At 60.2% G+C, this 22,318-nt stretch carries 28 protein-coding genes; 22 read left to right on the top strand and 6 right to left on the bottom strand.

Annotated features, from left to right (window positions below):
- Positions 1 to 1,604: glutamine-hydrolyzing GMP synthase (gene guaA / locus Q0I65_RS06950; RefSeq protein WP_296061596.1), on the bottom strand; the 1,604-nt coding region annotated here is incomplete at its 3' end.
- A 367-nt stretch (positions 1,605 to 1,971) separates the two neighbouring features.
- Between guaA and rplB the strand changes: the two genes are divergently transcribed.
- From rplB to nagA, 22 genes are all read left to right on the top strand, one after another.
- Positions 1,972 to 2,802, top strand: a complete 831-nt coding sequence (gene rplB / locus Q0I65_RS06955; protein ID WP_158050394.1) for a 50S ribosomal protein L2 — start codon at positions 1,972 to 1,974, stop codon at positions 2,800 to 2,802.
- Between the two features lie 23 nt (positions 2,803 to 2,825).
- The gene (gene rpsS / locus Q0I65_RS06960; protein WP_296061600.1) at positions 2,826 to 3,098 is read left to right on the top strand and encodes a 30S ribosomal protein S19; all 273 of its coding nucleotides are present in this window, start codon (positions 2,826 to 2,828) and stop codon (positions 3,096 to 3,098) included.
- Between the two features lie 13 nt (positions 3,099 to 3,111).
- Complete coding sequence (gene rplV / locus Q0I65_RS06965; RefSeq protein ID WP_158050396.1) at positions 3,112 to 3,453, top strand: 50S ribosomal protein L22; 342 nt, start codon at positions 3,112 to 3,114, stop codon at positions 3,451 to 3,453.
- A gap of 5 nt (positions 3,454 to 3,458) precedes the next feature.
- Positions 3,459 to 4,172: a 30S ribosomal protein S3 gene (gene rpsC, locus Q0I65_RS06970; protein ID WP_158050397.1), complete on the top strand. Its 714-nt coding sequence runs from the start codon at positions 3,459 to 3,461 to the stop codon at positions 4,170 to 4,172.
- A complete protein-coding gene (gene rplP / locus Q0I65_RS06975; RefSeq protein ID WP_158050398.1) occupies positions 4,172 to 4,594 on the top strand; it encodes a 50S ribosomal protein L16 in 423 nt (140 codons plus the stop codon). Before rpsC ends, rplP begins: the two co-directional genes overlap by 1 nt.
- Positions 4,595 to 4,789 (top strand): 50S ribosomal protein L29, encoded by a 195-nt coding sequence (gene rpmC, locus Q0I65_RS06980; protein ID WP_139652572.1) that lies wholly within the window; start codon positions 4,595 to 4,597, stop codon positions 4,787 to 4,789.
- 21 nt (positions 4,790 to 4,810) lie between these two features.
- Positions 4,811 to 5,071 (top strand): 30S ribosomal protein S17, encoded by a 261-nt coding sequence (gene rpsQ, locus Q0I65_RS06985; protein WP_158050399.1) that lies wholly within the window; start codon positions 4,811 to 4,813, stop codon positions 5,069 to 5,071.
- Positions 5,072 to 5,116: 45 nt separating this feature from the next.
- On the top strand, positions 5,117 to 5,485 hold the full coding sequence (gene rplN / locus Q0I65_RS06990) for a 50S ribosomal protein L14 (RefSeq protein WP_158050400.1): 369 nt from the start codon (positions 5,117 to 5,119) through the stop codon (positions 5,483 to 5,485).
- 24 nt (positions 5,486 to 5,509) lie between these two features.
- The gene (gene rplX / locus Q0I65_RS06995; protein WP_246155894.1) at positions 5,510 to 5,824 is read left to right on the top strand and encodes a 50S ribosomal protein L24; all 315 of its coding nucleotides are present in this window, start codon (positions 5,510 to 5,512) and stop codon (positions 5,822 to 5,824) included.
- Between the two features lie 125 nt (positions 5,825 to 5,949).
- Positions 5,950 to 6,498 (top strand): 50S ribosomal protein L5, encoded by a 549-nt coding sequence (gene rplE / locus Q0I65_RS07000; protein ID WP_296061614.1) that lies wholly within the window; start codon positions 5,950 to 5,952, stop codon positions 6,496 to 6,498.
- A 93-nt stretch (positions 6,499 to 6,591) separates the two neighbouring features.
- A complete protein-coding gene (locus tag Q0I65_RS07005; protein ID WP_158050403.1) occupies positions 6,592 to 6,777 on the top strand; it encodes a type Z 30S ribosomal protein S14 in 186 nt (61 codons plus the stop codon).
- A gap of 110 nt (positions 6,778 to 6,887) precedes the next feature.
- Positions 6,888 to 7,286, top strand: a complete 399-nt coding sequence (gene rpsH, locus Q0I65_RS07010) for a 30S ribosomal protein S8 (RefSeq protein ID WP_158050404.1) — start codon at positions 6,888 to 6,890, stop codon at positions 7,284 to 7,286.
- Between the two features lie 17 nt (positions 7,287 to 7,303).
- On the top strand, positions 7,304 to 7,846 hold the full coding sequence (rplF, locus tag Q0I65_RS07015; RefSeq protein WP_296061620.1) for a 50S ribosomal protein L6: 543 nt from the start codon (positions 7,304 to 7,306) through the stop codon (positions 7,844 to 7,846).
- 39 nt (positions 7,847 to 7,885) lie between these two features.
- Entirely contained in the window at positions 7,886 to 8,257 is a 372-nt protein-coding gene (gene rplR / locus Q0I65_RS07020) for a 50S ribosomal protein L18 (RefSeq protein WP_296061623.1), read from the top strand.
- Positions 8,258 to 8,271: 14 nt separating this feature from the next.
- Positions 8,272 to 8,796 (top strand): 30S ribosomal protein S5, encoded by a 525-nt coding sequence (gene rpsE / locus Q0I65_RS07025; protein ID WP_276998479.1) that lies wholly within the window; start codon positions 8,272 to 8,274, stop codon positions 8,794 to 8,796.
- A gap of 2 nt (positions 8,797 to 8,798) precedes the next feature.
- Entirely contained in the window at positions 8,799 to 8,990 is a 192-nt protein-coding gene (gene rpmD / locus Q0I65_RS07030; RefSeq protein WP_158050408.1) for a 50S ribosomal protein L30, read from the top strand.
- A 162-nt stretch (positions 8,991 to 9,152) separates the two neighbouring features.
- Complete coding sequence (rplO, locus tag Q0I65_RS07035; protein ID WP_158050409.1) at positions 9,153 to 9,602, top strand: 50S ribosomal protein L15; 450 nt, start codon at positions 9,153 to 9,155, stop codon at positions 9,600 to 9,602.
- Positions 9,596 to 10,876, top strand: coding sequence for a preprotein translocase subunit SecY (gene secY / locus Q0I65_RS07040; RefSeq protein ID WP_158050410.1), 1,281 nt, complete (start codon positions 9,596 to 9,598; stop codon positions 10,874 to 10,876). The genes rplO and secY overlap by 7 nt, the downstream gene beginning before the upstream one ends.
- Positions 10,877 to 11,035: 159 nt before the next feature.
- Positions 11,036 to 11,662, top strand: coding sequence for an adenylate kinase (locus tag Q0I65_RS07045; protein WP_296061641.1), 627 nt, complete (start codon positions 11,036 to 11,038; stop codon positions 11,660 to 11,662).
- 132 nt (positions 11,663 to 11,794) lie between these two features.
- On the top strand, positions 11,795 to 13,945 hold the full coding sequence (locus Q0I65_RS07050; RefSeq protein ID WP_296061644.1) for a cytochrome C oxidase Cbb3: 2,151 nt from the start codon (positions 11,795 to 11,797) through the stop codon (positions 13,943 to 13,945).
- Positions 13,946 to 14,028: 83 nt separating this feature from the next.
- Complete coding sequence (gene nagB / locus Q0I65_RS07055; protein ID WP_296061648.1) at positions 14,029 to 14,754, top strand: glucosamine-6-phosphate deaminase; 726 nt, start codon at positions 14,029 to 14,031, stop codon at positions 14,752 to 14,754.
- Between the two features lie 39 nt (positions 14,755 to 14,793).
- The gene (nagA, locus tag Q0I65_RS07060; RefSeq protein WP_296061650.1) at positions 14,794 to 15,918 is read left to right on the top strand and encodes an N-acetylglucosamine-6-phosphate deacetylase; all 1,125 of its coding nucleotides are present in this window, start codon (positions 14,794 to 14,796) and stop codon (positions 15,916 to 15,918) included.
- A 289-nt stretch (positions 15,919 to 16,207) separates the two neighbouring features.
- On the opposite strand, the gene Q0I65_RS07065 is transcribed toward nagA, so the two are convergent.
- From Q0I65_RS07065 to Q0I65_RS07085, 5 genes are all read right to left on the bottom strand, one after another.
- Positions 16,208 to 16,891 (bottom strand): N-acetylmannosamine-6-phosphate 2-epimerase, encoded by a 684-nt coding sequence (locus Q0I65_RS07065; protein ID WP_296061653.1) that lies wholly within the window; start codon positions 16,889 to 16,891, stop codon positions 16,208 to 16,210.
- 107 nt (positions 16,892 to 16,998) lie between these two features.
- Positions 16,999 to 17,952 (bottom strand): ROK family protein, encoded by a 954-nt coding sequence (locus Q0I65_RS07070; RefSeq protein ID WP_296061657.1) that lies wholly within the window; start codon positions 17,950 to 17,952, stop codon positions 16,999 to 17,001.
- Between the two features lie 84 nt (positions 17,953 to 18,036).
- Complete coding sequence (locus Q0I65_RS07075; RefSeq protein WP_296061659.1) at positions 18,037 to 18,981, bottom strand: dihydrodipicolinate synthase family protein; 945 nt, start codon at positions 18,979 to 18,981, stop codon at positions 18,037 to 18,039.
- A 324-nt stretch (positions 18,982 to 19,305) separates the two neighbouring features.
- Positions 19,306 to 20,181 (bottom strand): dipeptide/oligopeptide/nickel ABC transporter ATP-binding protein, encoded by an 876-nt coding sequence (locus Q0I65_RS07080; protein WP_366513236.1) that lies wholly within the window; start codon positions 20,179 to 20,181, stop codon positions 19,306 to 19,308.
- A 111-nt stretch (positions 20,182 to 20,292) separates the two neighbouring features.
- A complete protein-coding gene (locus Q0I65_RS07085; RefSeq protein WP_296061664.1) occupies positions 20,293 to 22,314 on the bottom strand; it encodes a dipeptide/oligopeptide/nickel ABC transporter permease/ATP-binding protein in 2,022 nt (673 codons plus the stop codon).
- Between the last annotated feature and the right edge of the window lie 4 nt (positions 22,315 to 22,318).

Genomic DNA, 22,318 nt, shown 5'->3' on the forward strand with positions numbered 1-22,318 from the left:
TACTCCCACTCTATTGTCGAAGGAGGTTTCGGCGTGATGTCGTAGCACACGCGGTTGGCGCCGGGCACCTCAGCGACGATACGGCTGGAAATCTTGCCCAGCACCTCGTAGGGCAGCTTCGCCCAGTCGGCGGTCATGGCGTCGGAGCTCTCGACGGCGCGCAGGATGATTGGGCGCTGGTAGGTGCGCTCGTCGCCCATGACGCCCACGCTCTTGATATCGGGCAGCACCGCAAAGTACTGCCAGCAGCTGTGCTCGGAGTTGCGCTCGCCGGTCTCCTCGAAAAGCCGTGCGTTGTAGGCGTCGAGCTCCTCGCGCACGATGGCATCGGCGTTCTTCAAGATCTCGAGCTTCTCCTTGTCGATCGCGCCGATGATGCGGATGGCCAGGCCAGGACCCGGGAACGGCTGACGGTACACGATGTGCGCCGGAAGGCCCAGCGCAAGACCCAGCTCGCGGACCTCGTCCTTGAAGAAGTGGTCGAGCGGCTCGATAAGGTCGAAGCTCACGCCATCGGGGAACGGAATCAGGTTGTGGTGGCTTTTGATGGTGGACGCCTTGCCGCCCGTCTTGCGCGCGCCGGACTCGATGATGTCGGGGTAGATAGTGCCCTGGGCCAGGAACTTCACGGGCTTGCCGTCGGTTTCCAGCTGCTGAGCGACCGCGAAGAACTCCTTCCAGAACTGCGTGCCGATGATGCGGCGCTTCTGCTCCGGCTCGGTCACGCCGGCCAGAAGCTCGGCATAGCGGTCCTCGGCGTGCACATGGATGAAGTCGACGTCGAACTGCTTAGTGAAAACTTCCTCCACCTGCTCGGGCTCGCCCTTGCGCAGTAGGCCGTGGTTCACGAACACGCAGGTCATCTGCTTGCCGATGGCACGGGCACCAAGGGCGGCGACCACGGAGGAGTCCACGCCGCCGGAAAGCGCCAGGATGACGCGGTCCCCGCCGACCTTTTCGCGGAACTCGGCGGTCATGGTCTCGACGAGGTTGTCCATCGACCAGTTCTCCTCGAGGCCGCAAATGCCGAAGAGGAAGTTGGAGAGGATCTGCTGGCCGAATTCGGTGTGCTTGACCTCGGGGTGGAACTGCGTGGTGTAGATGCGCTTCTCGGCGTTCTCCATCGCGGCGACAGGGCATACGTCGGTCGATGCCACCACGGTGAAGCCCTCGGGCACATCGCGCACGGCGTCGAAGTGGCTCATCCACACGGTTTGATCGGCCGGGGTGCCCTCGAAAAGCGCACCGCCCTCAACGTGAAGCGTCGCGGGGCCGTATTCGCCTACCTCGGGGTGGAACACGGTGCCACCGAGCGTCACCGCCGTGATCTGATGCCCATAGCAAAAGCCGAGCACCGGCACGCCCAGCTCGTAGATCGCGGGGTCGACGCGCGGGGCGTCTTCGGCGTTCACGCTCGCCGGGCCTCCCGACAAGATGATGGCGGACGGCGACATCTCGCGCACCTCCTCGGCGGTGATGTCGCACGGCACGATCTCCGAGTACACATGAAGGTCGCGCACGCGTCGGGCGATCAGCTGCCCGTACTGCGCCCCGAAGTCGAACACGAGGACTTTCTGCGCTGAAGCTTGGGATGATGCGCTCAATGCTGCTCCTTAGTCGAATTATCTTCATTCGCCGTCTCGTCAAACGGCGTCTTTTCACAACAAGATATCTTACTAAAAGGGTGGGGGAGTGATACCCGTTGCTAGGTGAAGGGTTTGGTAAAGAGTTGTGGTCACCTTGTGTTCCCAGGTCGCTACGAAAAGTCCTTCTTGCCGGTACTCCAAAAGATGTGTATAATCTTCAGTTGCGTCTGCGGTGTTATGGATACACCCGGGCGCGTGGTTAGACCGGCGTCATGACATCGAGCCTCCATCGGTGCCCACGGCAATCGGGAAGCCACGTAAGGTAGGAGGGTTTTTGGTGTGCGGAGAGGCGCGCGAGCAAAAACCCAGCAAGAAAGAGAGTGTCATGGGAGTCAAACAGTACAAGCCGACGAGCCCTGGCCGCCGTTTCCAAACGGTCTCCGATTTCGCCGAGATCACCACGTCGAAGCCGGAGAAGTCGCTGCTTGCGCCCCTTCACAAGAAGGCTGGTCGCAACAACAAGGGCCGCATCACCGTCCGTCATCAGGGCGGCGGCAACAAGCGTCGTTACCGCATCATCGACTTCAAGCGCAACAAGGACGGCGTGCCCGCCAAGGTGGCAACGGTTGAGTACGATCCGAACCGCTCCGCCCGCATCGCGCTTCTGCACTACGTCGACGGCGAAAAGCGCTACATCCTTCACCCGAAGGGCCTGAAGGTCGGCGATATGGTCGTTTCCGGTCCCGAGGCCGACATCAAGCCGGGCAACGCGCTTCCGCTCGCCAACATCCCCGTTGGTACGCTGATCCACGCGGTTGAGCTCCAGCCTGGCAAGGGCGCCGCTCTTGCGCGTTCCGCCGGCACGAGCATCCAGCTCATGGGTAAGGAAGGCAAGTACGCAATCCTGCGTATGCCGTCCTCCGAAATGCGCCGCGTCCTTCTGACCTGCCGCGCGACCGTTGGCGAAGTCGGCAACGCCGAGCATGCCAACATCCGCATCGGCAAGGCCGGCCGCAACCGCTGGAAGGGCATCCGCCCGACCGTCCGCGGCACCGTCATGAACCCGGTCGACCACCCACACGGCGGTGGCGAAGGCAAGAACAAGTCTTCGGGTCGCAACTCTGTTTCGCCGTGGGGCATGCCCAGCAAGGGCCATCGCACCCGCAACCCGAAGAAGGCTTCGAGCCGTCTCATCATCCGTCGTCGCAAGAAGTAGCGCGGACACGTTAAGGAGTAACTGTGAGCAGAAGTTTGAAAAAAGGTCCTTTCGTAGAGCCGCGTCTGCTTGGCCGTATCGAGGCCATGAACGCAGCTGGCGAAAAAGACGTCATCAAAACCTGGTCGCGTGCCAGCACCATCTTCCCGGACATGGTGGGCCACACCATCGCCGTCCACGATGGACGCAAGCACGTGCCGGTGTACATTACTGAATCTATGGTCGGCCACAAGCTGGGCGAATTCGCCCCGACCCGCACCTTCAAGGGTCATTCCGCCGACAAGGGCAAGAGATAGGTAGGGGTGAACAATGGAAGTTAGAGCACAAGCCCGTTACGTCCGCGTTTCTCCCCGCAAGGCGCGTATCGTCGTCGACCTCGTTCGCGGCAAGTCCGTCGCCCAGGCTCAGGAGATTCTGCGCTTCACTAATCGCGGTATCGCAGAGACCGTGGAGAAGGTTCTCAACTCCGCCGTTGCGAACGCGGAGCACAACAACCACCTGCGCGCCGAGTCCCTCGTCGTGAAGAAGGCCTACGTTGACGAAGGCCCCACGATGAAGCGTATTCGTCCCCGTGCAAAGGGTTCCGCCGCTCGCATCCGCAAGCGCACGAGCCACATCACGATCGTCGTCGCCCCGCGAGAGGAGGCATAAAGCACATGGGTCAGAAAGTCAACCCGACTGGTTTCCGCATCGGCGTCACCGAAGACTGGCGCAGCCGCTGGTACGCCGACAAGAATTACGCCACTAACCTGGCGAACGACCTCGAGATCCGCGAGTTCCTGAACAAGCAGCTCTCCCGTGCCGCCGTCTCCAAGGTCGAGATCGAGCGCGCAGGCGACAAGATCAAGGTCATCGTCACCACCGCTCGTCCGGGCGTGGTGATCGGCAAGAAGGGCGCCGAAATCGACGCTCTCCGCAAGAAGCTCGAGAAGATCGCCAACGGCCCCGTGAACATCGAGGTCGTCGAGGTCAAGCGTCCCGAGCTCGACGCGAATCTCATCGCTCAGTCCGTTGCTGAGCAGCTCGAAGGCCGCGTGGCCTTCCGCCGTGCGATGCGCAAGGCCGTGCAGTCCGCTCGCAAGAGCGGTGCCAAGGGCATCCGCATCCAGTGCTCCGGCCGTCTCGGTGGTGCCGAGATGAGCCGCCGCGAGTGGTACCGCGAAGGCCGCGTGCCTCTGCATACTCTCCGCGCTAAGATCGATTACGGCTTCTGCACCGCTAACACCACCATGGGCGCCATCGGCATCCAGGTGTGGGTGTACCACGGTGAGGTCCTCCCCGGCCAGAAGGCTCCCCAGCCGGCCCTCGAAGGCACCTCTCGTCCGAGCCGTTCCCGTCGCAACGACCGTAACGAAAGGGGGACGAAGTAATGCTCGTACCTAAGCGCGTCAAGCACCGCAAGGTGCAGCGTGGCTCCATGAAGGGCAAAGCCAAGGGCGGCACCCGTCTGAGCCATGGTTCCTGGGGCATTCAGGCCCTCGAAGCTCACTGGATCACCAATCGTCAGATCGAGGCTGCTCGTATCGCCATGACCCGCCAGATGAAGCGTGGCGGCAAGGTTTGGATCACGATCTTCCCCGACAAGCCGATCACCAAGAAGCCGGCAGAAACCCGCATGGGCTCCGGCAAGGGCAACCCCGAAGAGTGGGTAGCCGTCGTTAAACCGGGCCGCATCATGTTCGAGCTCGATGGTGTTGACGAAGCGACCGCTAAGGAAGCTCTTCGCCTTGCCATCAACAAGCTGCCCATCAAGTGCAAGATTGTTTCCAAAGAAACGGAGGGGCAGGCGTAAATGAAAGCAGCAGAGATTCGTGAACTGTCTGCCGACGATCTGCAGGCGAAACTGAAGGAAGCGCGCGCTGAGCTTTTCAACCTGCGTTTCCAGATGGCTACCAGCCAGCTCGACAACACCGCTCGTGTTGGTCAGGTTAAAAAAGACATCGCTCGCATCCAGACCGAGATGCGTGCGCGCGAGCTGAGCGCTTAAGGCGAGAAAGGTTAGTGCAACATGAGTGAAACTCGCAATTCGCGCAAGGTCCGCCAGGGCGTTGTGGTCAGCGATGCCAATGACAAGACCATCGTCGTTGCCGTCAAGGAGCGCAAGCCGCATCCGGTCTATGGCAAGATGATCACCACCACCAAGAAGTTCCATGCGCATGATGAGAACAACGAAGCCGGCATCGGCGACACTGTTCAGATCATGGAGACGCGTCCGCTGTCCAAGATGAAGCGCTGGCGTCTGTCGAAGATCGTCGAGAAGGCAAAATAGCACGTGCGTTTTTGCATGCTATTCACGAGAAAGTTAGGTTAAGCAATGATTCAGATGCAAACCATGCTCGCGGTTGCCGACAACTCCGGCGCTCGCAAGGTGCAGTGCATCAAGGTCCTGGGCGGCTCTAAGCGCCGTTACGCGGGCCTCGGTGACGTGATCATCTGCAGCGTCAAGGAAGCAATGCCGAACGGCTCCGTGAAAAAGGGCGAGGTTGTGCGCTGCGTCGTCGTGCGCGTCAAGAAGGAAGTGCGTCGCGCCGATGGCAGCTACATCAAGTTCGACCAGAACGCGGCTGTCCTGATCAACCAGGACGGCTCCCCGCGCGGCACCCGTATCTTCGGGCCCGTCGCTCGCGAGCTCCGCGACAAGAAGTACATGAAGATCGTGTCTTTGGCACCGGAAACGCTGTAGGGAGGTTAGTGAGATATGTCTTCGATGCATGTTAAGAAGGGCGACACCGTGAAGATCCTGTCCGGCAAGGACAAGGGCAAGACCGGTGAGATCCTCCGCTCCATCCCGCAGCGTCAGCGCGTGGTCGTCGAGAAGTGCAACATGGTGAAAAAGGCTATGCGCCCCACCCAGCAGAACCCGCAGGGCGGCATCACCACCGTTGAGGCTCCTCTTCACGTTTCCAACGTGATGCTTGTTTGCCCGAACTGCAAGGAAGCCACCCGTACTTCCAAGCGCGTTAACGAGCAGGGTAAAAAAGTCCGCGTTTGCAAGAAATGTGGAAAAGACATCGACAAATAGGTGTCAAGTAACGTATAATCTTCAACCTGCGCGCCTTTCGGTGCGCAGGTTGTTGTATGACCCTGGGCAATCCAGGGACGCCGGGTCGGAAATCCGGCGTTCAAATCATCGGATGAGAGGCAAAAATGACTACTCCTCGTTTGAAGGAAAAGTACAAAAGCGAAATCGTCGCGAAGCTCGAGAAAGAGCTCGGCATTTCCAACATCAACAATGTTCCGCGTCTTCAGAAGATTGTCGTGAACATGGGCGTTGGCGCTGCCGCCAGCGACCACAAGCTGCTTGATGCTGCTATGAACGACATGCGCATCATCACCGGCCAGCAGCCCTGCGTCACCCGCGCCAAGAAGTCCATCGCAGGCTTCCATGTTCGCGAGGGCCAGGCTATCGGCTGCAAGGTCACCCTTCGTGGCGACCGCATGTGGGAATTCCTCGACCGCCTGCTGTCCACTGCGCTTCCTCGCGTTCGCGACTTCCGCGGCATCTCCCGCACCAGCTTCGACGGCCGCGGCAACTACACGCTCGGCATCACCGAGCAGCTGATCTTCCCTGAGATCGAGTACGACAAGGTTGACCGCACCCGTGGTATGGACATCACGTTCGTCACCACCGCTGAAAGCAACGAGAATGCTCTTGCGCTCCTCGAGGCGCTCGGCTTCCCGTTCAAGAGCAAGTAAAACAAATCGGGTCGCACTCGCGGCCCATTTGCGTAACCTCGGCATTAAGGCTGCCTAAGGGAGGCGGCCTTTAAAGCAAGAAAGAAGGAATGCATGGCTAAGAAATCGATGATCGCCAAAGCCAAGCGCGAGCCGAAGTTCTCCACGCGTCAGCACAACCGCTGCACGCGCTGCGGACGTCCGCGCGCTTACTATCGCAAGTTCGGCCTGTGCCGCATTTGCGTGCGCGAGCTGGCGAGCAAAGGCGAACTTCCCGGCGTGACCAAGTCCTCTTGGTAGTCCTTTCCGGATTCACACGCTAGGGTGTGCCGGCGCATCAGGCGGAGGCGTTATGGGCGCCAACGAACCGAGCGCTTAGGCTCATCAAGGATCAAAGGAGAAAAACAAAAATGAGCATGACCGACCCCATCGCAGATATGCTTACGCGTGTGCGTAACGCTCATTCTGTCGGCAAGCCGACGGTTTCCATGCCGTCGAGCAAGAAACTCGTCGAGATCGCCCGCATCATGCAGGAAGAGGGCTACATCCAGGGCTTCGAAATCATTGATGGCGAACCCCGCGCAACCCTCGAGATCACGATGAAGTACGGCCCCAAAAAGGCCAAGACCATCCGCGGCATTAAGCGCATTTCCAAGCCTGGTTTGCGCATCTACGCCGGCAAGAACGACCTTCCGCGCGTTCTCGGCGGCCTCGGTACCGCAATCATCTCGACTAGCCAAGGCGTTATGACCGACCGCGACGCTCGCAACAAGGGCATCGGCGGCGAGGTTATCGCCTACATCTGGTAGGAAAGGAAGGCAAAGATATGTCGCGTATTGGCAAGCAGCCCGTCGCCGTTCCTGCCAACGTTGAGGTGACCATCGACGGTCATAACTTGACGGTGAAGGGCCCGAAGGGCGAACTGCACCGCAGCTTCAACCCGATGATGACCATCGCCCGCGAAGGCGATGAGATCATCGTTTCTCGTCCGGATGACTCCCGCGAGGCCAAGAGCCTCCACGGTCTCACCCGTACGCTCATCCACAACATGGTCGAAGGCGTCGAGAATGGCTTCCAGAAGAAGCTTCAGCTCGTCGGCGTCGGCTACCGCGCCGCGCTCAAGGGCACGTCCCTCGAGCTTTCCCTCGGCTACTCTCATCCGGTTGTCATCGAAGCGCCCGAGGGCATCAACTTCGAGGTTCCCAGCCAGACCGAGATCATCGTTCACGGCGCAAGCAAAGAGCAGGTTGGCCAGGTTGCAGCCGACATTCGCAAGTGGCGCAAGCCGGAGCCTTACAAGGGCAAGGGCATTCGCTACGAGGGCGAGGTTGTGCGTCGCAAGCTTGGCAAGGCTGCTAAGGGCGACTAGTGGGCTTAAGCGCTACGGTAATTTACTGAAGGGATCATCATGAGAAGCAATGATTTGAAGCATGAGAAAGGCTTAGCCCGTCGCCATCGTCGCGTTCGCGGCAAGATTTCCGGCACTCCTGAGCGTCCGCGCCTTTGCGTGACGCGCAGCAATTCGAACATCTACGCGCAGGTTATCGACGATGTGTCGCATACCACCATCTGCGGTGTTTCCAGCCTCGGCCCCGAGTTCAAGGCAACGGGCAAGAAGGGCGGCACCGTCGAGGGCGCAGCTGAGATCGGCACCATTATCGGCAAAATGGCTCAGGAAAAGGGCGTCACGAAGGTCGTCTTCGACCGCGGCGGCCACCTCTATCATGGGCGCGTCAAGGCTCTGGCCGACGCTGCTCGTGAAGCAGGCCTGGTATTCTAGAAGGGGTTAAGCGTATGGCTCGCAAACAGCAAGAAAACGCTGCCGTTCCTGAGCTCCAGGAGCGCGTCGTTTACATCAATCGCGTGTGCAAGGTCGTCAAGGGCGGCACGCGCTTTGCGCTCACCGCGCTTGTCGTCGTCGGCGACGGCAACGGTCGCGTGGGCATCGGTCTGGGCAAGTCCAAGGAAGTGCCTGTGGCCATCAAGAAGGGCGTCGATGACGCGAAGAAGAACATGTTCTCCGTCGCCATCACCAAGGAAGGCACCGTTCCCCACGACATCGTGGGCGAGTTCGGCGCAGGCCGCGTCCTCATCATGCCGGCTGCTCCTGGTACCGGCGTTATCGCCGGCGGCCCCGCTCGTGCGGTCATGGAGCTCGCAGGCATCAAGAACGTGTTCGCCAAGTCTCTCGGCACTAACAACGCGATGAACGTTGTGAAGGCTGCTGCAGACGGTCTCCAGAAGATGCAGAGCCCGGTTGAGGTTGCGGAGCGCCGCAACATGTCCGTCGCTCAGATCTTCGGCGGGAAGGAGAACTAGTAATGGCTGAGGCACAGAAAACGCTGCGTGTGACGCAGATCAAGAGCTCCATCGGCTACAAGAAGGATCAGCTTGCCACGCTCAAGAGCCTTGGTCTTGGCAAGATCGGTCGTTCCCACGACCTCGTGGACAACGAGTCTGTCCGCGGCATGATCTTCAAGGTGAAGCATCTTGTGAAAGTGGAGGAACTGTAAGTTGGGATTTACCCCGCTCACATATTCTCATTAAGGTATAATCTCGGATTGGCGCGCCGGACACCGGTGGCGCCAATCTGGGCGTTATTAGGAAGTTAGCTGGCGGCGAGCTGCCAGCCCCAGGTAAAACAGCCTGGAAGCGAATGTAAGGAGTATTACACAATGGAACTTAAGGATCTCAAGCCTGCAGAGGGCTCTCGTCACAGCCGCAAGCGCGTCGGTCGCGGCAACGGCTCCGGCTATGGCAAGACTGCCGGTCGCGGTCTGAACGGTCAGAAGTCCCGCGCTGGTGGCGGCAAGCGCCCCGGCTTCGAGGGTGGCCAGACTCCTCTCGCGATGCGTCTGCCGAAGCTCCCTGGCTTCCGCAACATCAATCGCGTCGAGTATCTGCCGGTGAACGTTTCCCGTCTCGAGGAGAAGTTCGAGGCTGGCGAGGTCGTCAACGGCGAGTCTCTCAAGGCTAAGGGCATCATCAAGCACGAGGATGCGCTGGTGAAGGTTCTGGGCGACGGCGAGCTCACGAAGGCTCTCACCGTTTCGGTCGATAAGGTGTCTGCTTCCGCTAAGGCGAAGATCGAAGCAGCCGGAGGAAAGGTCGAAGAGCCTTGCTAAGCTCTATCATTGACGCATTCAAGGTACCGGAGCTTCGTAAGAAGATTCTGTTCACGTTGGGAATTTTGGCGCTGTATCGTTTCGGCGCCTACATCCCCGTGCCCGGTATCCCGTTCAACGAGTTCGCGAATTCCTTCTCGAACTCGGGCGTCTCGATGACCATGCTCGACTTGTTCACGGGCGGTGCCCTTTCGCACTTCTCCGTGTTCTCACTCGGTATCATGCCCTACATCACTGCATCGATCATCATGCAGCTGATGCAGGGTGTGATTCCCGCCGTGGGCCGTTGGGCGAAGGAAGGCGAGACCGGTCGTCGCAAGATCACCCAGGTCACGCGTTACCTGACGCTCGGCCTTGGCCTGATCAACGCTATCGGCTACCTGCTGCTTTTCAAGTCCTCCGCATACGGCGTGGTCTTCACCGACCAGGTCCCCGAAGTTCTGACCGACATCATTGTGGTGTTCACGCTTGTTGCCGGTACGGCCTTCATCATGTGGATGGGCGAGCTTATCACCCAGCGCGGTATCGGCAACGGCATGTCGCTCATCATCTTCGTGAGCATCGTGTCCCGAGTCCCCGCTGCTATCTTCTCGTCCGTGAACCTGCAGGCTGATTTCGGAATGGGCATTGCTATCACGGTGCTCATCCTCATCGTGGTTCTCGCTTGCATCCCCGCGATCATCTTCATCGAGCGCGCTCAGCGCCGCATCCCGGTGAACTATGCCAAGCGCGTCCAGGGCCGCAAGATGATGGGTGGCCAGTCCACCTACATCCCCTTGAAGGTGAATGCTGCGGGCGTTATCCCGATCATCTTCGCGAGCTGCATCATCTACTTCCCGGCTCAGCTTGCTGCGCTGTTCAACGTTGGTTGGCTGACGGCGTTCGCTGATGCAGTTTCTACCGGTTGGCTCAACTGGATTTTGACCGTGCTGCTCATCGTGTTCTTCGCGTACTTCTACACCTCGATGGTGTTCAACCCCGAGGACACGGCGGACAATCTGCGCAAGCAGGGTGGCTTCATTCCCGGTGTGCGTCCCGGCTCTGCAACCGTGACCTACATCAAGAACGTGATTCATCGCGTGACCCTTCCGGGCGGTATCTTCATCGCCTGCATCGCGGTCATCCCGACGATCATCTTCTACTTCAGTGGCAACCAGCTCATTCAGGCGTTCGGCGGCACCTCGATCCTCATCATGATCGGCGTTGCGCTCGACACCATGAGCAAGGTCGAAAGCCAGCTGAAGATGCATAACTACGACGGCTTCTTCAAGTAAGACCGTTTGCATATGACCTGTTCATGTGCATGTTAGGAACCAAGGCCACGGGTGGAGTGCCCGTGGCCTTTTCCGTTTGCGTGAAGTTTCGCGCTCACGTTGCGCGTTTGGTAGAATAGGTGATGGAATTTATCCTTGCTGATTGAAAGGAACTCAATCATGAATATCGTGTTGCTGGGTGCTCCGGGCGCTGGTAAAGGCACGCAGGCTGCCAAGCTCGTCGAGGAATTCGGCACGCCCCATATCTCCACTGGCGACATGCTTCGTGCTGCCGTGAAAGCCGGAACCGAGCTTGGCAAAAAGGCGAAGTCCTTCATGGACGCGGGCGATCTCGTCCCCGACGACGTCATCATTGGGCTTGTGACCGAGCGTCTCGGCGAACCGGACACGGAAAAGGGCTTCATTCTCGATGGTTTCCCGCGCACTTCCGCTCAGGCTGTTGCGCTTGACGCTGAGCTTTCCAAGCTGGGCCGTCCCCTGTCCGCTGCTCTTCTTATCGACGTTGACTCCGAGGTTATCGTGAAGCGCCTCACCTCGCGTCGTATGTGCAAGGACTGCGGCTACATCGGCTCTGAAGCTGACGCGCAATGCCCCAAGTGCGGTGGCGAGATGTATCAGCGCGACGATGACAACGAGGCAACCGTTCGCAATCGCCTCGACGTGTACGAGAAGTCCACGAGCCCGCTCATTGATTACTATCGTGGCTGCGACTTGCTCGTTTCCATCGATGGCGATCGGGATCCGAACGTTGTCTATGCCGACGTGAAGAAGGCTCTTGAGCTGTAAGAGGGGCAATGCGGCGGTCTATTCGTCGTTCTCACCAGAAAACCCCGTATTCCCAAGGCCCCGTTCATTGAGCGGGGCCTTTCTCCGCTATAATGATGAGTCATGCCAACGCTCCGAAGGAATATCACGTATTTGTACGAGTCTCGGGTCCTCCCGAGGCGTTCTCTGCTTGCGCATATCGCCAAGGTGGCGGCTGTCATTATCGCAATTGCGCTATTCCTCGAAGTCTTCGTGTTCAACATGAACTTCTACAAGTCGTTGGGTTACAACTCGATCGACTTAAGCGATTCCCTCGAGCTGCAGGAAACAAGTGACGAGCAGTATAAGATTACCGAAGTCGACAACGTCATTGAGTTTTCCAACCTTAACACCGAGGTCCACAACGTGTATCTCAAGTTTGACTGGGAGCAACCTGCGCAAAACCTCACCTTCAAGATTCAGTTCACCGACGATGCCCACGCAACGTACTTCGATACGACGGAATATACCCTCGGTGTTCCTGAGGTCGACATCTCGACCATGGTGTCGGAGAGCCAGTACGTGAATCTGAACACTACCGGTTACGTGAAGAATCTTCGAATCGAGCTTGTCGGCAACGAGAAGACCAACTACCCGGTTCGCCTGACAAGTCTTGTGTTGAACGCCCATCGGCCGTTTTCCTTCAACTTCCTGCGCTTTTTCGGCGTGATCGGCATCCTGGCGTTTACGTATCTCTTCCGCCCTGGTTCGAGCGTTTACCGTGTGAGCATTGTTCGCCGGCCGAAGCTCTCGAAGGGGGGAATCATCTGCGCGGTCGCGATCGAGGTCGTGCTTATCTCGTCGTTCCTCTTCATGGGGTCCAACCTTGTGGGCGTTGCCACGTCGACCTACAACTTCGGATCGTGGGACGGCCATAGCATTGCGAACTCGTTCGAGGTCGGCGGTGAGAACGCGCAGCAGTATGCCGAGCTTGCCAAATCTATGTCGCAGGGGAAGCTCTATCTGGAAGAGGAGCCGCCCGACTGGCTTCAGCAGATGGACGATCCCTATGACAAGGGAGCTCGTGACGAGTTACAGAAGGAGACGGGCGAGCCGTATCTGTTTGACGTCGCTTACTACCAGGGGCACTATTACGTGTACTTTGGTGTGATTCCGGTGCTGCTGTTTTACTTGCCGTTCTATCTGGCGACAGGCGCAAGTTTCCCAACAGCTATCGGCGTCCTCCTCGCAGTGATCGCTTTCATTCTGGGGTGCTCGGCCTTGCTCGATCGCTTCGCTCGCTACCATTTCAAGCAAGTGAGCCTTGGACTATACCTGCTTCTCCAGATTGCCCTTGTCACGTGCTGTGGAATTTTGTACCTGGTGAAGTTTCCGACGTTCTACTCGCTGCCGATTGCGTGCGGCTTGGCGTTCTCCGTCTGGGGGCTCTATCTGTGGATGTGCGGTCGCGGCTCGCAGAGGCCGTGTGGATGGTATCTGGCGGGCTCGCTATGCATGGCGCTTGTCGCAGGATGCCGACCGCAGCTCGTGCTGCTATCGTTTCTTGCCTTCCCGCTGTTCTGGCGTCGCTACATCACCGAGCGCCGGCTTTTCACGAGGCGAGGCGCTCAGGAATTCGCTTGCTTAATAGCGCCGTATGTCGTGGTCGCTGCCGGCATCATGCTGTATAACAATGCGCGCTTCGGGTCCCTCACTGACTTCGGCGCGAACTACAATCTCACGGTCAACGACATGACGAAGCGCGGAATGAACGTGGGACGATTGGCCCCCGCGCTGTTCACGTACTTCTTGCAGCCGCCATGCGTGACGGGGGTGTTCCCCTTCCTGCAGCCGACGCCGTTCGAGACCACCTACATGGGGCAGACTATCAAAGAAGTCACCTTCGGCGGCGTGCTTGCCTGCCTGCCGGTGCTTTGGGTGCTTCCGTTCGCTCCCCGCATCCTGAAGCTTCGTATTTCTCAGCGATCGACGCGCACGATCATGGGCGTCATCCTGGTGCTGATCGCAGCGGGTGTCATCGTCGCGCTGCTTGATGCGGAGATGGCGGGAATCTTGCAGCGCTACTATGCCGACTTCAGCTTCATGCTCTTGGCTGCCGCGGTGCTTCTCGTCTTCATTGTGAACGAGAACCTTGTGCCAGGTTCGACGATCTCGCAGGTGTTCACCAAAGTGCTTCTCGTGCTTGTGGCGGTGAGCGTCCTCTATAGCGCGCTCATTTGCTTCGTCCCCGAAACGGGATGGTATTCCGACGTGTATTCATGGGCGTATTCGAGCTTCTTTGAGACGGTACTGTTCTGGACATAACGAGTGCGCTGCAGTATGCGCGTTGCACTGGATGAAAGCGAAGGAGCGGCCGGGCTGGCCGCTGGTTGGAAAGGAAAACTGACGTGAACGTAGTGGTTACCGAAAACTATGAGGAGATGAGTGTTGCCGCGGCGAACGTGATCGCGGAGCAGCTGAAGGCGAAGCCGGACAGCGTCCTTGGCCTCGCGACAGGCACGACCCCGATTGGCCTGTATGCCGAGCTCGTGCGCGCGTGCGATGCGGGCGAGATCAGCTTTGCTAACGCGCAGTCGTTCAATCTCGACGAATATCGTGGACTGCCTGGAACTCACGACCAGAGCTACCGTTACTTTATGCAGGACAACCTTTTCGACCACATCGATATCGACGTCGAGAAGACACACGTCCCCGACGGCTCGATGGAGGACGCCCAGGCGGCGTGCGACGCTTACGAGCAGGCAATCGCTCAAGCTGGTGGCGTCGATCTGCAGCTTCTGGGCTTGGGGCACAACGGGCACATCGGATTTAACGAGCCGTGTGATTCCTTCCCTGTGACCACCCATTGCGTCGAGCTCACGGAGAGCACCATTCAGGCGAACAGCCGCCTGTTCGACTCCGCTGACGAGGTGCCGCGCGAGGCATACACCATGGGTATCGGCACCATCATGAAGGCGCGCAAGATCCTTCTCGTGGTGAATGGCGCAGGCAAGGCGGAAATCGTTCGCGATGTGCTTCGCGGGCCGGTGATTCCGCAGGTTCCTGCGAGCATTTTGCAGCTGCATCCGGATGTGACGGTGGTGCTCGACAAGGAGGCGGCAGCGCTTTTGTAGGATTCGCTGCACGCGCGATGGCATGAGAAAGGGAAGCGTATGATCATTTCTGGTGGCAAGGTCTTCAGCGGTGCGGGGTTCGATGCGCGCGACGTGTACGTCGAGGGCGGTGTCTTCGCGGAGGAACCGATAGGGGAGTGCTCGCCAGGTCAGACGATCGACGCTTCCGGTTGCTGGGTCATTCCTGGCCTCATCGATGTGCACTTTCACGGAGCGATGGGGCACGACTTCTGTGACGCCGAGGATGAGGGAATCGCCGCAATCGCCCGTTACGAAGCTTCTCAGGGCGTTACGGCCCTATTCCCGACGACGATGACGCTTCCTGAGGAGCGTTTGGTTCCCATCGTATCGTCGATTGCCGAGCATTCCGGCGCCGACGACGAGGCCGCGATCGTCGGCATCAACATGGAGGGTCCTTTCGTCTCGCCGGGGAAAGTTGGCGCTCAGAACCCGTCGTACGTGCGCGGCGCGACGATGGGGGAGTTCGAACGTTGGCAAGAGGCGGCGAACGGAAAGATCAAGCTGGTTGATGTGGCGCCGGAGGAACCTGGCAACCTGGAGTTCATTCGCGAGGTTTCGGGGTGTGTTCGCGTTTCGCTTGCGCATATGTGCGCCGATTACAAGACGGCTGCCGCTGCCTTTGAGGCGGGAGCGCGTCACATGACCCACCTGTTCAACGCGATGCCGGGGTTGCATCATCGCGAGCCGGGTCCGATTGCCGCTGCTGTCGACCGGCGAGACGTGACCTGCGAGATTATCGCTGACGGCGTGCATATTGCGCCTTCGATGGTTCGCCTCGCATTCTCGCTTTTCCCCGAGCGCATGATTTTGATCAGCGACTCGCTGCGAGCGTGCGGGCTGGGTGACGGGACCTTCGAGCTCGGCGGACAGCTGTTCACCGTGCACGGCAATCGCGCGACTATCGAGAACGGCTCGCTTGCGGGCAGCGTGAGCAGCGTCATGGCGTGTTTGCGCACGGCGGTGACGAAGATGGGAATCCCCTTGGCCGATGCGGTTCGCGCTGCAACGATGACGCCGGCGTGCGCGCTCGGCATCTCTGGCGAGCGCGGGAGCATTGCGCCTGGGAAGATCGCCGATGCTGTCGTGCTCGACGGGGATCTTCAGGTAAAGCACGTCGTCTTGCGAGGGAAGCTGCTGTTCTAAAGGAGAGCCTAGGTGGGATAAACGCGCGCCAGGGGTGTCGGAATAAGCAGAAACGACAGCTAACCCTCGCTGCTAAAATAGTGCATCCTGAGAGGACGATTTTGGCACAAAAGCCGAGGTATCCCGCGGATAGAGCACTCGAATTGGGGAATGCGACGGACTTAAGCAGGCCCTTAAATAAGAAGTCCCAGGTCAAGCGTTTGCTCGACCTGGGACTTCTTTTTGGTCCTTTACTACCGAGTGGGACACCTCGGCTTTTGTGCCAGGATTGACTCGACTCGGTGTACTTTTACCCTTCGATCGCTTCCGCAAACCAGCTCGTGATGGACGTGGGGTGCGTGATGGCGGTTCCCACGACGACTGCCCAGGCGCCGGCGTCCATGGCGGCCTTTGCGTCGGCGGGCGTGTGGACACGGCCTTCGCAGATGACGGGCTTGTCGGGGAATTCCGTCGTCGCTTGGCGCACGAGCGCAACGTCGGGGCCGTCGGCCATTCCGCAGTCGATGGCGGCCCCAGGATGCGAAAGCGTTGTCGAGGCGATGTCGCATCCGATGGCGAAGGCGTGACGGATGTCCTCAATCGTCGAGCAATCGGCCATGACGAGCACGCCTTCTTCCTTGAGCGGGCGCACGGTGTCTTCGAGCGTCTTGCCGTCGGGCCTCGGACGGTCGGTGGCGTCTACCGCGACAATGTCGGCACCTGCGGCAACGCAGGCGCGCGCATGACGCAGTGTCGGCGTGATGTAGACGCCCTCGTGTCCTTCTTTCCAAATGCCGATGACGGGCACCTCGGTACGTCCCTTAATAGCGGAAATGTCGGAAAGTCCCTGGCAGCGGATTCCGCCAGCGCCGCCCAGCTCGCAGGCGCGTGCCATCTGCGCCATCGTTTCAGGGTGGCGCAGGGGCTCACCCATGTAGGCCTGGCAGCTTACGATGAGCTTCCCCTTGAGTTGCTGGATAACGGGATAGATCATGAGATGCTCCTTTGCAGTTAGCGAGATGTGCTTTAGGTTGGGCGCGAGCTGCGAGGATGTATGCAGCTCGCCGGTTTTAGCCATCGTGTGAAAGGACCGCTTAGGCGTTAAAGCGAATCGATAAGGTTCTCGGCCGCGCCGATGAGCGGGGCGGTTGCGCCAAGCTCGGCATCGACGATGGGAAGATCGCGCTGGATTGAGGGGATCTGACCGTCGAACCCGCGCTGCAGCTCTGCACGCCATTCGGTACCGGCTTTCACCACCGAGCCCGACAAGATCACGATGTCGGGATCGAGAATGTTCGTAAGTCCAGCGATGGCCTGGCCGAGCGCAAAGCCCGCTTCCTTGATGATGCGCCGTGCGGGCTGCTCGCCTTTTGCGGCAAGTGCGGAAATCTCGGCCCCGGAGAGATGCTCCTCGGTGGCTTCGAAGAAACGCGCCTCGATGCCGCTGCCTGCGGCGACGCTTTCCAGATGCCCGCTTCCTCCGCAAACGCAGGGAATCCCCGTGGCGACGGAGGAGGCCATATGTCCCACCTCGCCCGCGAAGCCGTGCTTGCCGCGCACGATGCGGCCATGCGCGATAACGGCGCCGCCGACGCCGGTTCCCGCGGCAATCATGATGCAGGTATCGGCACCGCGCCCAGCGCCCCAGCGGGCTTCTCCCACTGCATAAGCTTGCACGTCGTTCAAGACGGCGGCAGGGACGCCGCAGTGCTCGCGCAATGCGGAGGCGAGCGGTTGTCCGCCCCAGCCTGGCATGAGATCGTTCGCGTAGGCGATGTCGCCGGACTTCGCGTCGACGCGCCCGGCGGTTCCCACTCCGATACCGAGCGGGGAGGCCGGGGCGCATACGGCAAGGTCGCTCGCGAGCGAGCAAATCTTGTCGAGGACGCTCGCCCCGCCCTTCATCGCCTCGGTCGCCACGGTGCGCGAATCTTCCACGACGGGCTCTGCTTCGGCGGAATCGTAGCGCACGATGCTGCCCGTGATCTTGGTGGCGCCCACATCGATCGCGACAACACGCGCAGGAAAATCGCAGTTCGCAGGGAAGGTTGCCATGCTGCTCCTTGAATGGGTCGAAAGAAAGGAGCGCGACGCGTGGGCCTTTCGCCTTTGCACGCCGCGCTCCTCTGCTGGGTGACGTTATTTGCGGATAGGCGCGTCGGCGTCCATGAGGCCCGACTTCTTGAGGACCTCGACGATGGCCGCGACGTCTTCGCCTTCAAGCGCTTGGACGGGCTCGCGCATCTGGTTCGTGTTGAACACGCCCATCTGCCAGAGCGCCGTCTTGAACGCGCCCACGCCGGCGCCGAAGCCGACGGTCGCCTTCACGACGCGGGTGAGGAACATGAGGCGGGCGAGGTGGTCCTGCAGCTCCTTGACCTTCGCCCAATCGCCTGCCTGGAACGCCTTGTACTGCTCGACGTAGCTGAACGGATCGAGGTTCGCAAGGCCGGGAACGGAGCCGTCCGCGCCGCCGAGGTAAGCGCCGTCGACGCAGACCTCATGGCCGGTGAGCAGCTGAAGCGGATGGCCTGCGTCCTCGTTTTCGAGCACGAGCCAACGGAAGGAGACGTCGTCGCCGGAGGAGTCCTTCACGCCCTGGAGCACGCCGTCCTTGCCGAGGCGCACGAGCATCGTGGGGTCGAGCTTGGTGTGCACGCACACGGGCAGGTCGTAAGCGAACAGCGGCAGGTCGGTGTTCTCGCGGATGTCGCGGAAGTGACGCTCGACCTCGCGCGGGCCGCCGAGCGCGTAGAATGGGGCGGTTGCGACGAGCGCGTCGACGCCGTAGCCCTTCGCGCGCTTGCACTGGTCGATAACGCGCAGGGTTTCCATATCGATGACGCCGGCGAGCACGGGCACGCGATGGTTCACGATGGCCACGGCTTCCTGCAGCACGTGGTAGCGTTGTGCGTCGGTGAGGAAGGCGACCTCGCCTGAGGATCCCAGGAAGAACAGGCCGTTCACGCCTGCGTCAATCATGCGGTTGATAGAGCGCTCGAACGACTCGAGGTCGAGCTGCTTCTTCTCGTTCAGGGGGATTACCACGGGGGGGATTACGCCGTGGAACTCTTTGGTGTCCATGCCGTGCCTTTCATTTGACGGTCTTGTCTCAAACTCAAAAAGCATAGCACGCAGGGAAAACGCGTCAAGAAAAGGGCGCTTATCATCACATGAAAAGGGGAGAGGGAAGAACGTTTTACAAAACTCCATATGACGCTCGATGGATGTGGGGTGCGTTTCGCGCGCAGTTCCGCACGAGCCAAACAGCCCAGTGGGCTGTTTGCGCGAGCAGGACTGTTTGAGCGCGGAATGCACCCCACATCCATCCTTGAGATTGGGATTTCCCGTCTCTAGCAAACAAAAAGGGCGACCCTTGCGAGTCGCCCTTCGTTGACTTGTCGGTGCTTACTCTTTCCCAAGATTGGGGTGGAGAAGCGAGGGGGCCGCGCCCAGAAGCAGGCGCGTGTAGTCGTCCTTGGGGTGGTTGAACACCTCTTCGGCGGTTCCCCGCTCGACTGCCTGACCGTGGTTCATGACGATGATGCGGTCGGAGATGTAGCGCACCGTCTGAATGTCGTGGCTGATGAAGACCATAGCAAGGCCGAGCTGCTTCTTCAAGTCCATGAGTAGGTTCAGAATTTGTGCGCGAACCGAAACATCGAGTGCGGACGTCGGCTCATCGGCGATGATGGCGTCAGGGTTGAGCGACAGCGCACGAGCGATGGCCACGCGCTGGCGCTGGCCGCCGGACATCTGGCCGGGCAGCGCATCGAGAACGGATTCTGGCAGGCCCACCATCTCGATGAGCTCATGCACGCGGGCCTCGCGGGATTTCGCGTCGCCCACCTTATGCACGATCATCGGGTCGGTCAGCTGGTCGCGTACGCTCATACGGGCGTTCAGCGCCGTCGCCGGATCCTGGAACACGACTGAGATCACGCGGCCGATGATGCGACGCTGCGCAGCGGTGCGCTTCGTGACGTCGGTTCCCTTGAAGTAAACGTGCCCCGACGTAGGCGTCTGCAGGCCGCACATGACGTTTGCCGTGGTCGATTTGCCGCAACCCGACTCGCCGACGATGCCAATCGTCTCGCCCGGCATGAGCTTCAGGGTGAGGCCGTTCACCGCGTGCACCTTGTTCGGGTGCAGAATCGATCCCGTGCGCGTCTTGAAGACCACATGCACGTCGTCGAGGAAGATGATGGGGGTTTTCCCGTCCTCATCGGAAGCGACAGTGCTCGCAGGCACATTTGCGTCCTTCGCGTCTTCCTGCTCGGTGATAAGCTCGCGGCCCTCCGCAGTCTCAATATCGTTCACAGACTCCGTGTCGCTCGCGGCGGCGATAAGGTCCTTTTCGACGATTTCCGCCGCTTGATTGTTCTTCTCGGTCATTTACTCTGCACCTCCCGTAAGGTAGGGCTCGATTCCCACGCGCTTCAGCTCGCTGTCGGGAAGCTCGGCGTAGTAGTGGTCGGTGCCCTTGACGCGCTTGAGCATCGGGCGGACGTTTGAAATCTTGTCCGGGTGGCTCGAACGCGGGCGGAAGCGGTCGCCCTCGGGGAAGTCCTTCGGGGACGGAACGCTGCCAGGCACCTGGTGCAGGCGGTCGCCGCCGGCTTCGATGGAGAGCACCGAGCCGAGAAGGCCGCGCGTGTACTCGTGAACGGGGCTGGTGAGGATGTCCTTCACGGGGCCCTGCTCCACGACCTGGCCTGCGTACATGACGGTGATCGAGTTTGCGACCTCGGCGACGAGTGCGAGGTCGTGGCTCACGAACACCATCGCGAAGCCGAGCTCGTGCTGGAGCTTGTTCAGAAGGTCGATAACCTGCTTCTGCACGGTGACGTCGAGGGCGGTCGTCGGCTCGTCGGCGATGACGAGCTTCGGGTCGCGCGTGAGCGCCATGGCGATGAGCACACGCTGGCGCTGGCCGCCGGAGAGCTCATGCGGGTAGGAGTCGAGCGTGCGCTTGGGGTCGAGTCCCACAAGTTCCAGCAGTTCCTCGGCGCTGCGGGTGCCGCCGCGCTTGGTGAGCTGCTTCATCTGCGCCTTGATCAGCATTGACGGATTCAAGCTCGAAAGCGCGTCCTGGTAAATCATCGCGATTTCACGGCCGCGCAGCTCGTTCATCTCCTTGTCGGAGAGGGTGAGCAGATTCTTGCCGTCGTAGAGGATTTCGCCGGAAATCTGCGCCTTCTTGTCGAGCAGGCCCATGATGGTGAGGCTCGTGATGGACTTGCCGCAGCCGGATTCGCCCACAAGGCCCATGGTTTGGCGCGGACGGACGACGAAGCTCACGTGGTCGACGACGTTCACGTCGCCATGACGCGGGAACTTGATGCAAAGGTCCTTCACTTCGAGGATCGGCGGCACGTCGGTGCGGGCTTCGAAGCGGTCGGTGCGCACAAGCTCGACCTCGCGCAGTGCGTCGAGGCGCTTGGTGAGCATCTCGGCCTGGGCGGCGTAGGCAAGCGTCGGGTCGGCGACCATGCGGTCAGCCTCGCGGTTGCCCTTAAGATCGTTCTCGTCGACCTTGACGGCGGCCTTCGGTGCTGCGATAGCGTCGGTGATGCCTTCGGAGACGATATTCAGGCAGAGCACCGTGATCATGATCATGAGGCCCGGGAACAGCGCCTGCCACCAGCGACCGGCGAGCACGCCGTTGCGCGCGTCGGCGAGGATGTTGCCCCACGTCGGCGTCGGTTCGGGGATGCCGGCGGAGATGAAGGAGAGCGACGCCTCGAACACGATGGCGTCAGCGACGAGCACGATGGTGAACACGAGCACCGGGGCGATGCAGTTGCGTACGACGTGCTTCCAGAGAATCCAGGGGGCGCGGGCGCCGGAGACGACGACGGCGCGCACGTAATCCTGGTTGTATTCGCTCATCACGTTCGCGCGCACGATGCGGGCGATCTGCGGGATGTAGAGAAAGCCGATGGCGAAGATGAGCGAGGGCACGCTGTTGCCAAACACGACGATGAAGGTCGCAGCGAGAGCGATGCCAGGGAAGGACATGATGATGTCCAGGATGCGCATGATGATATTGGAGATGCGCTGGCGCACAACGGCGGCGATGGCGCCGACGATGGAGCCGACCACGAGCGCGAACGCCGTGGCGCCCAGGCCGATGGTGAGCGAGTACTTGGCGCCACACATCAGGCGGGACAAAACGTCGCGCCCCTTGTCGTCGGTGCCAAAGAGGTGTTCGCCGTTAGGCGCGGTGAACGAGGTGTAGATCGCATAGGGATCATAGGGGGCGATGAAGTCGGCGAGGATGGCGATGGCGATGATCGCGATGAGCACGACAAGCGAGATGCGCGCGCCGATCGTCATGTTCTTCCAACGGCGGAAGCGCACTTTGCCGGCGCCGGCCTCCATCTTCTTAGTGAGGTTGCCACGAAGTTGAGCCATGGTG

It is taken from the genome of uncultured Ellagibacter sp., from assembly GCF_934643285.1.
GTDB lineage: Bacteria > Actinomycetota > Coriobacteriia > Coriobacteriales > Eggerthellaceae > Ellagibacter.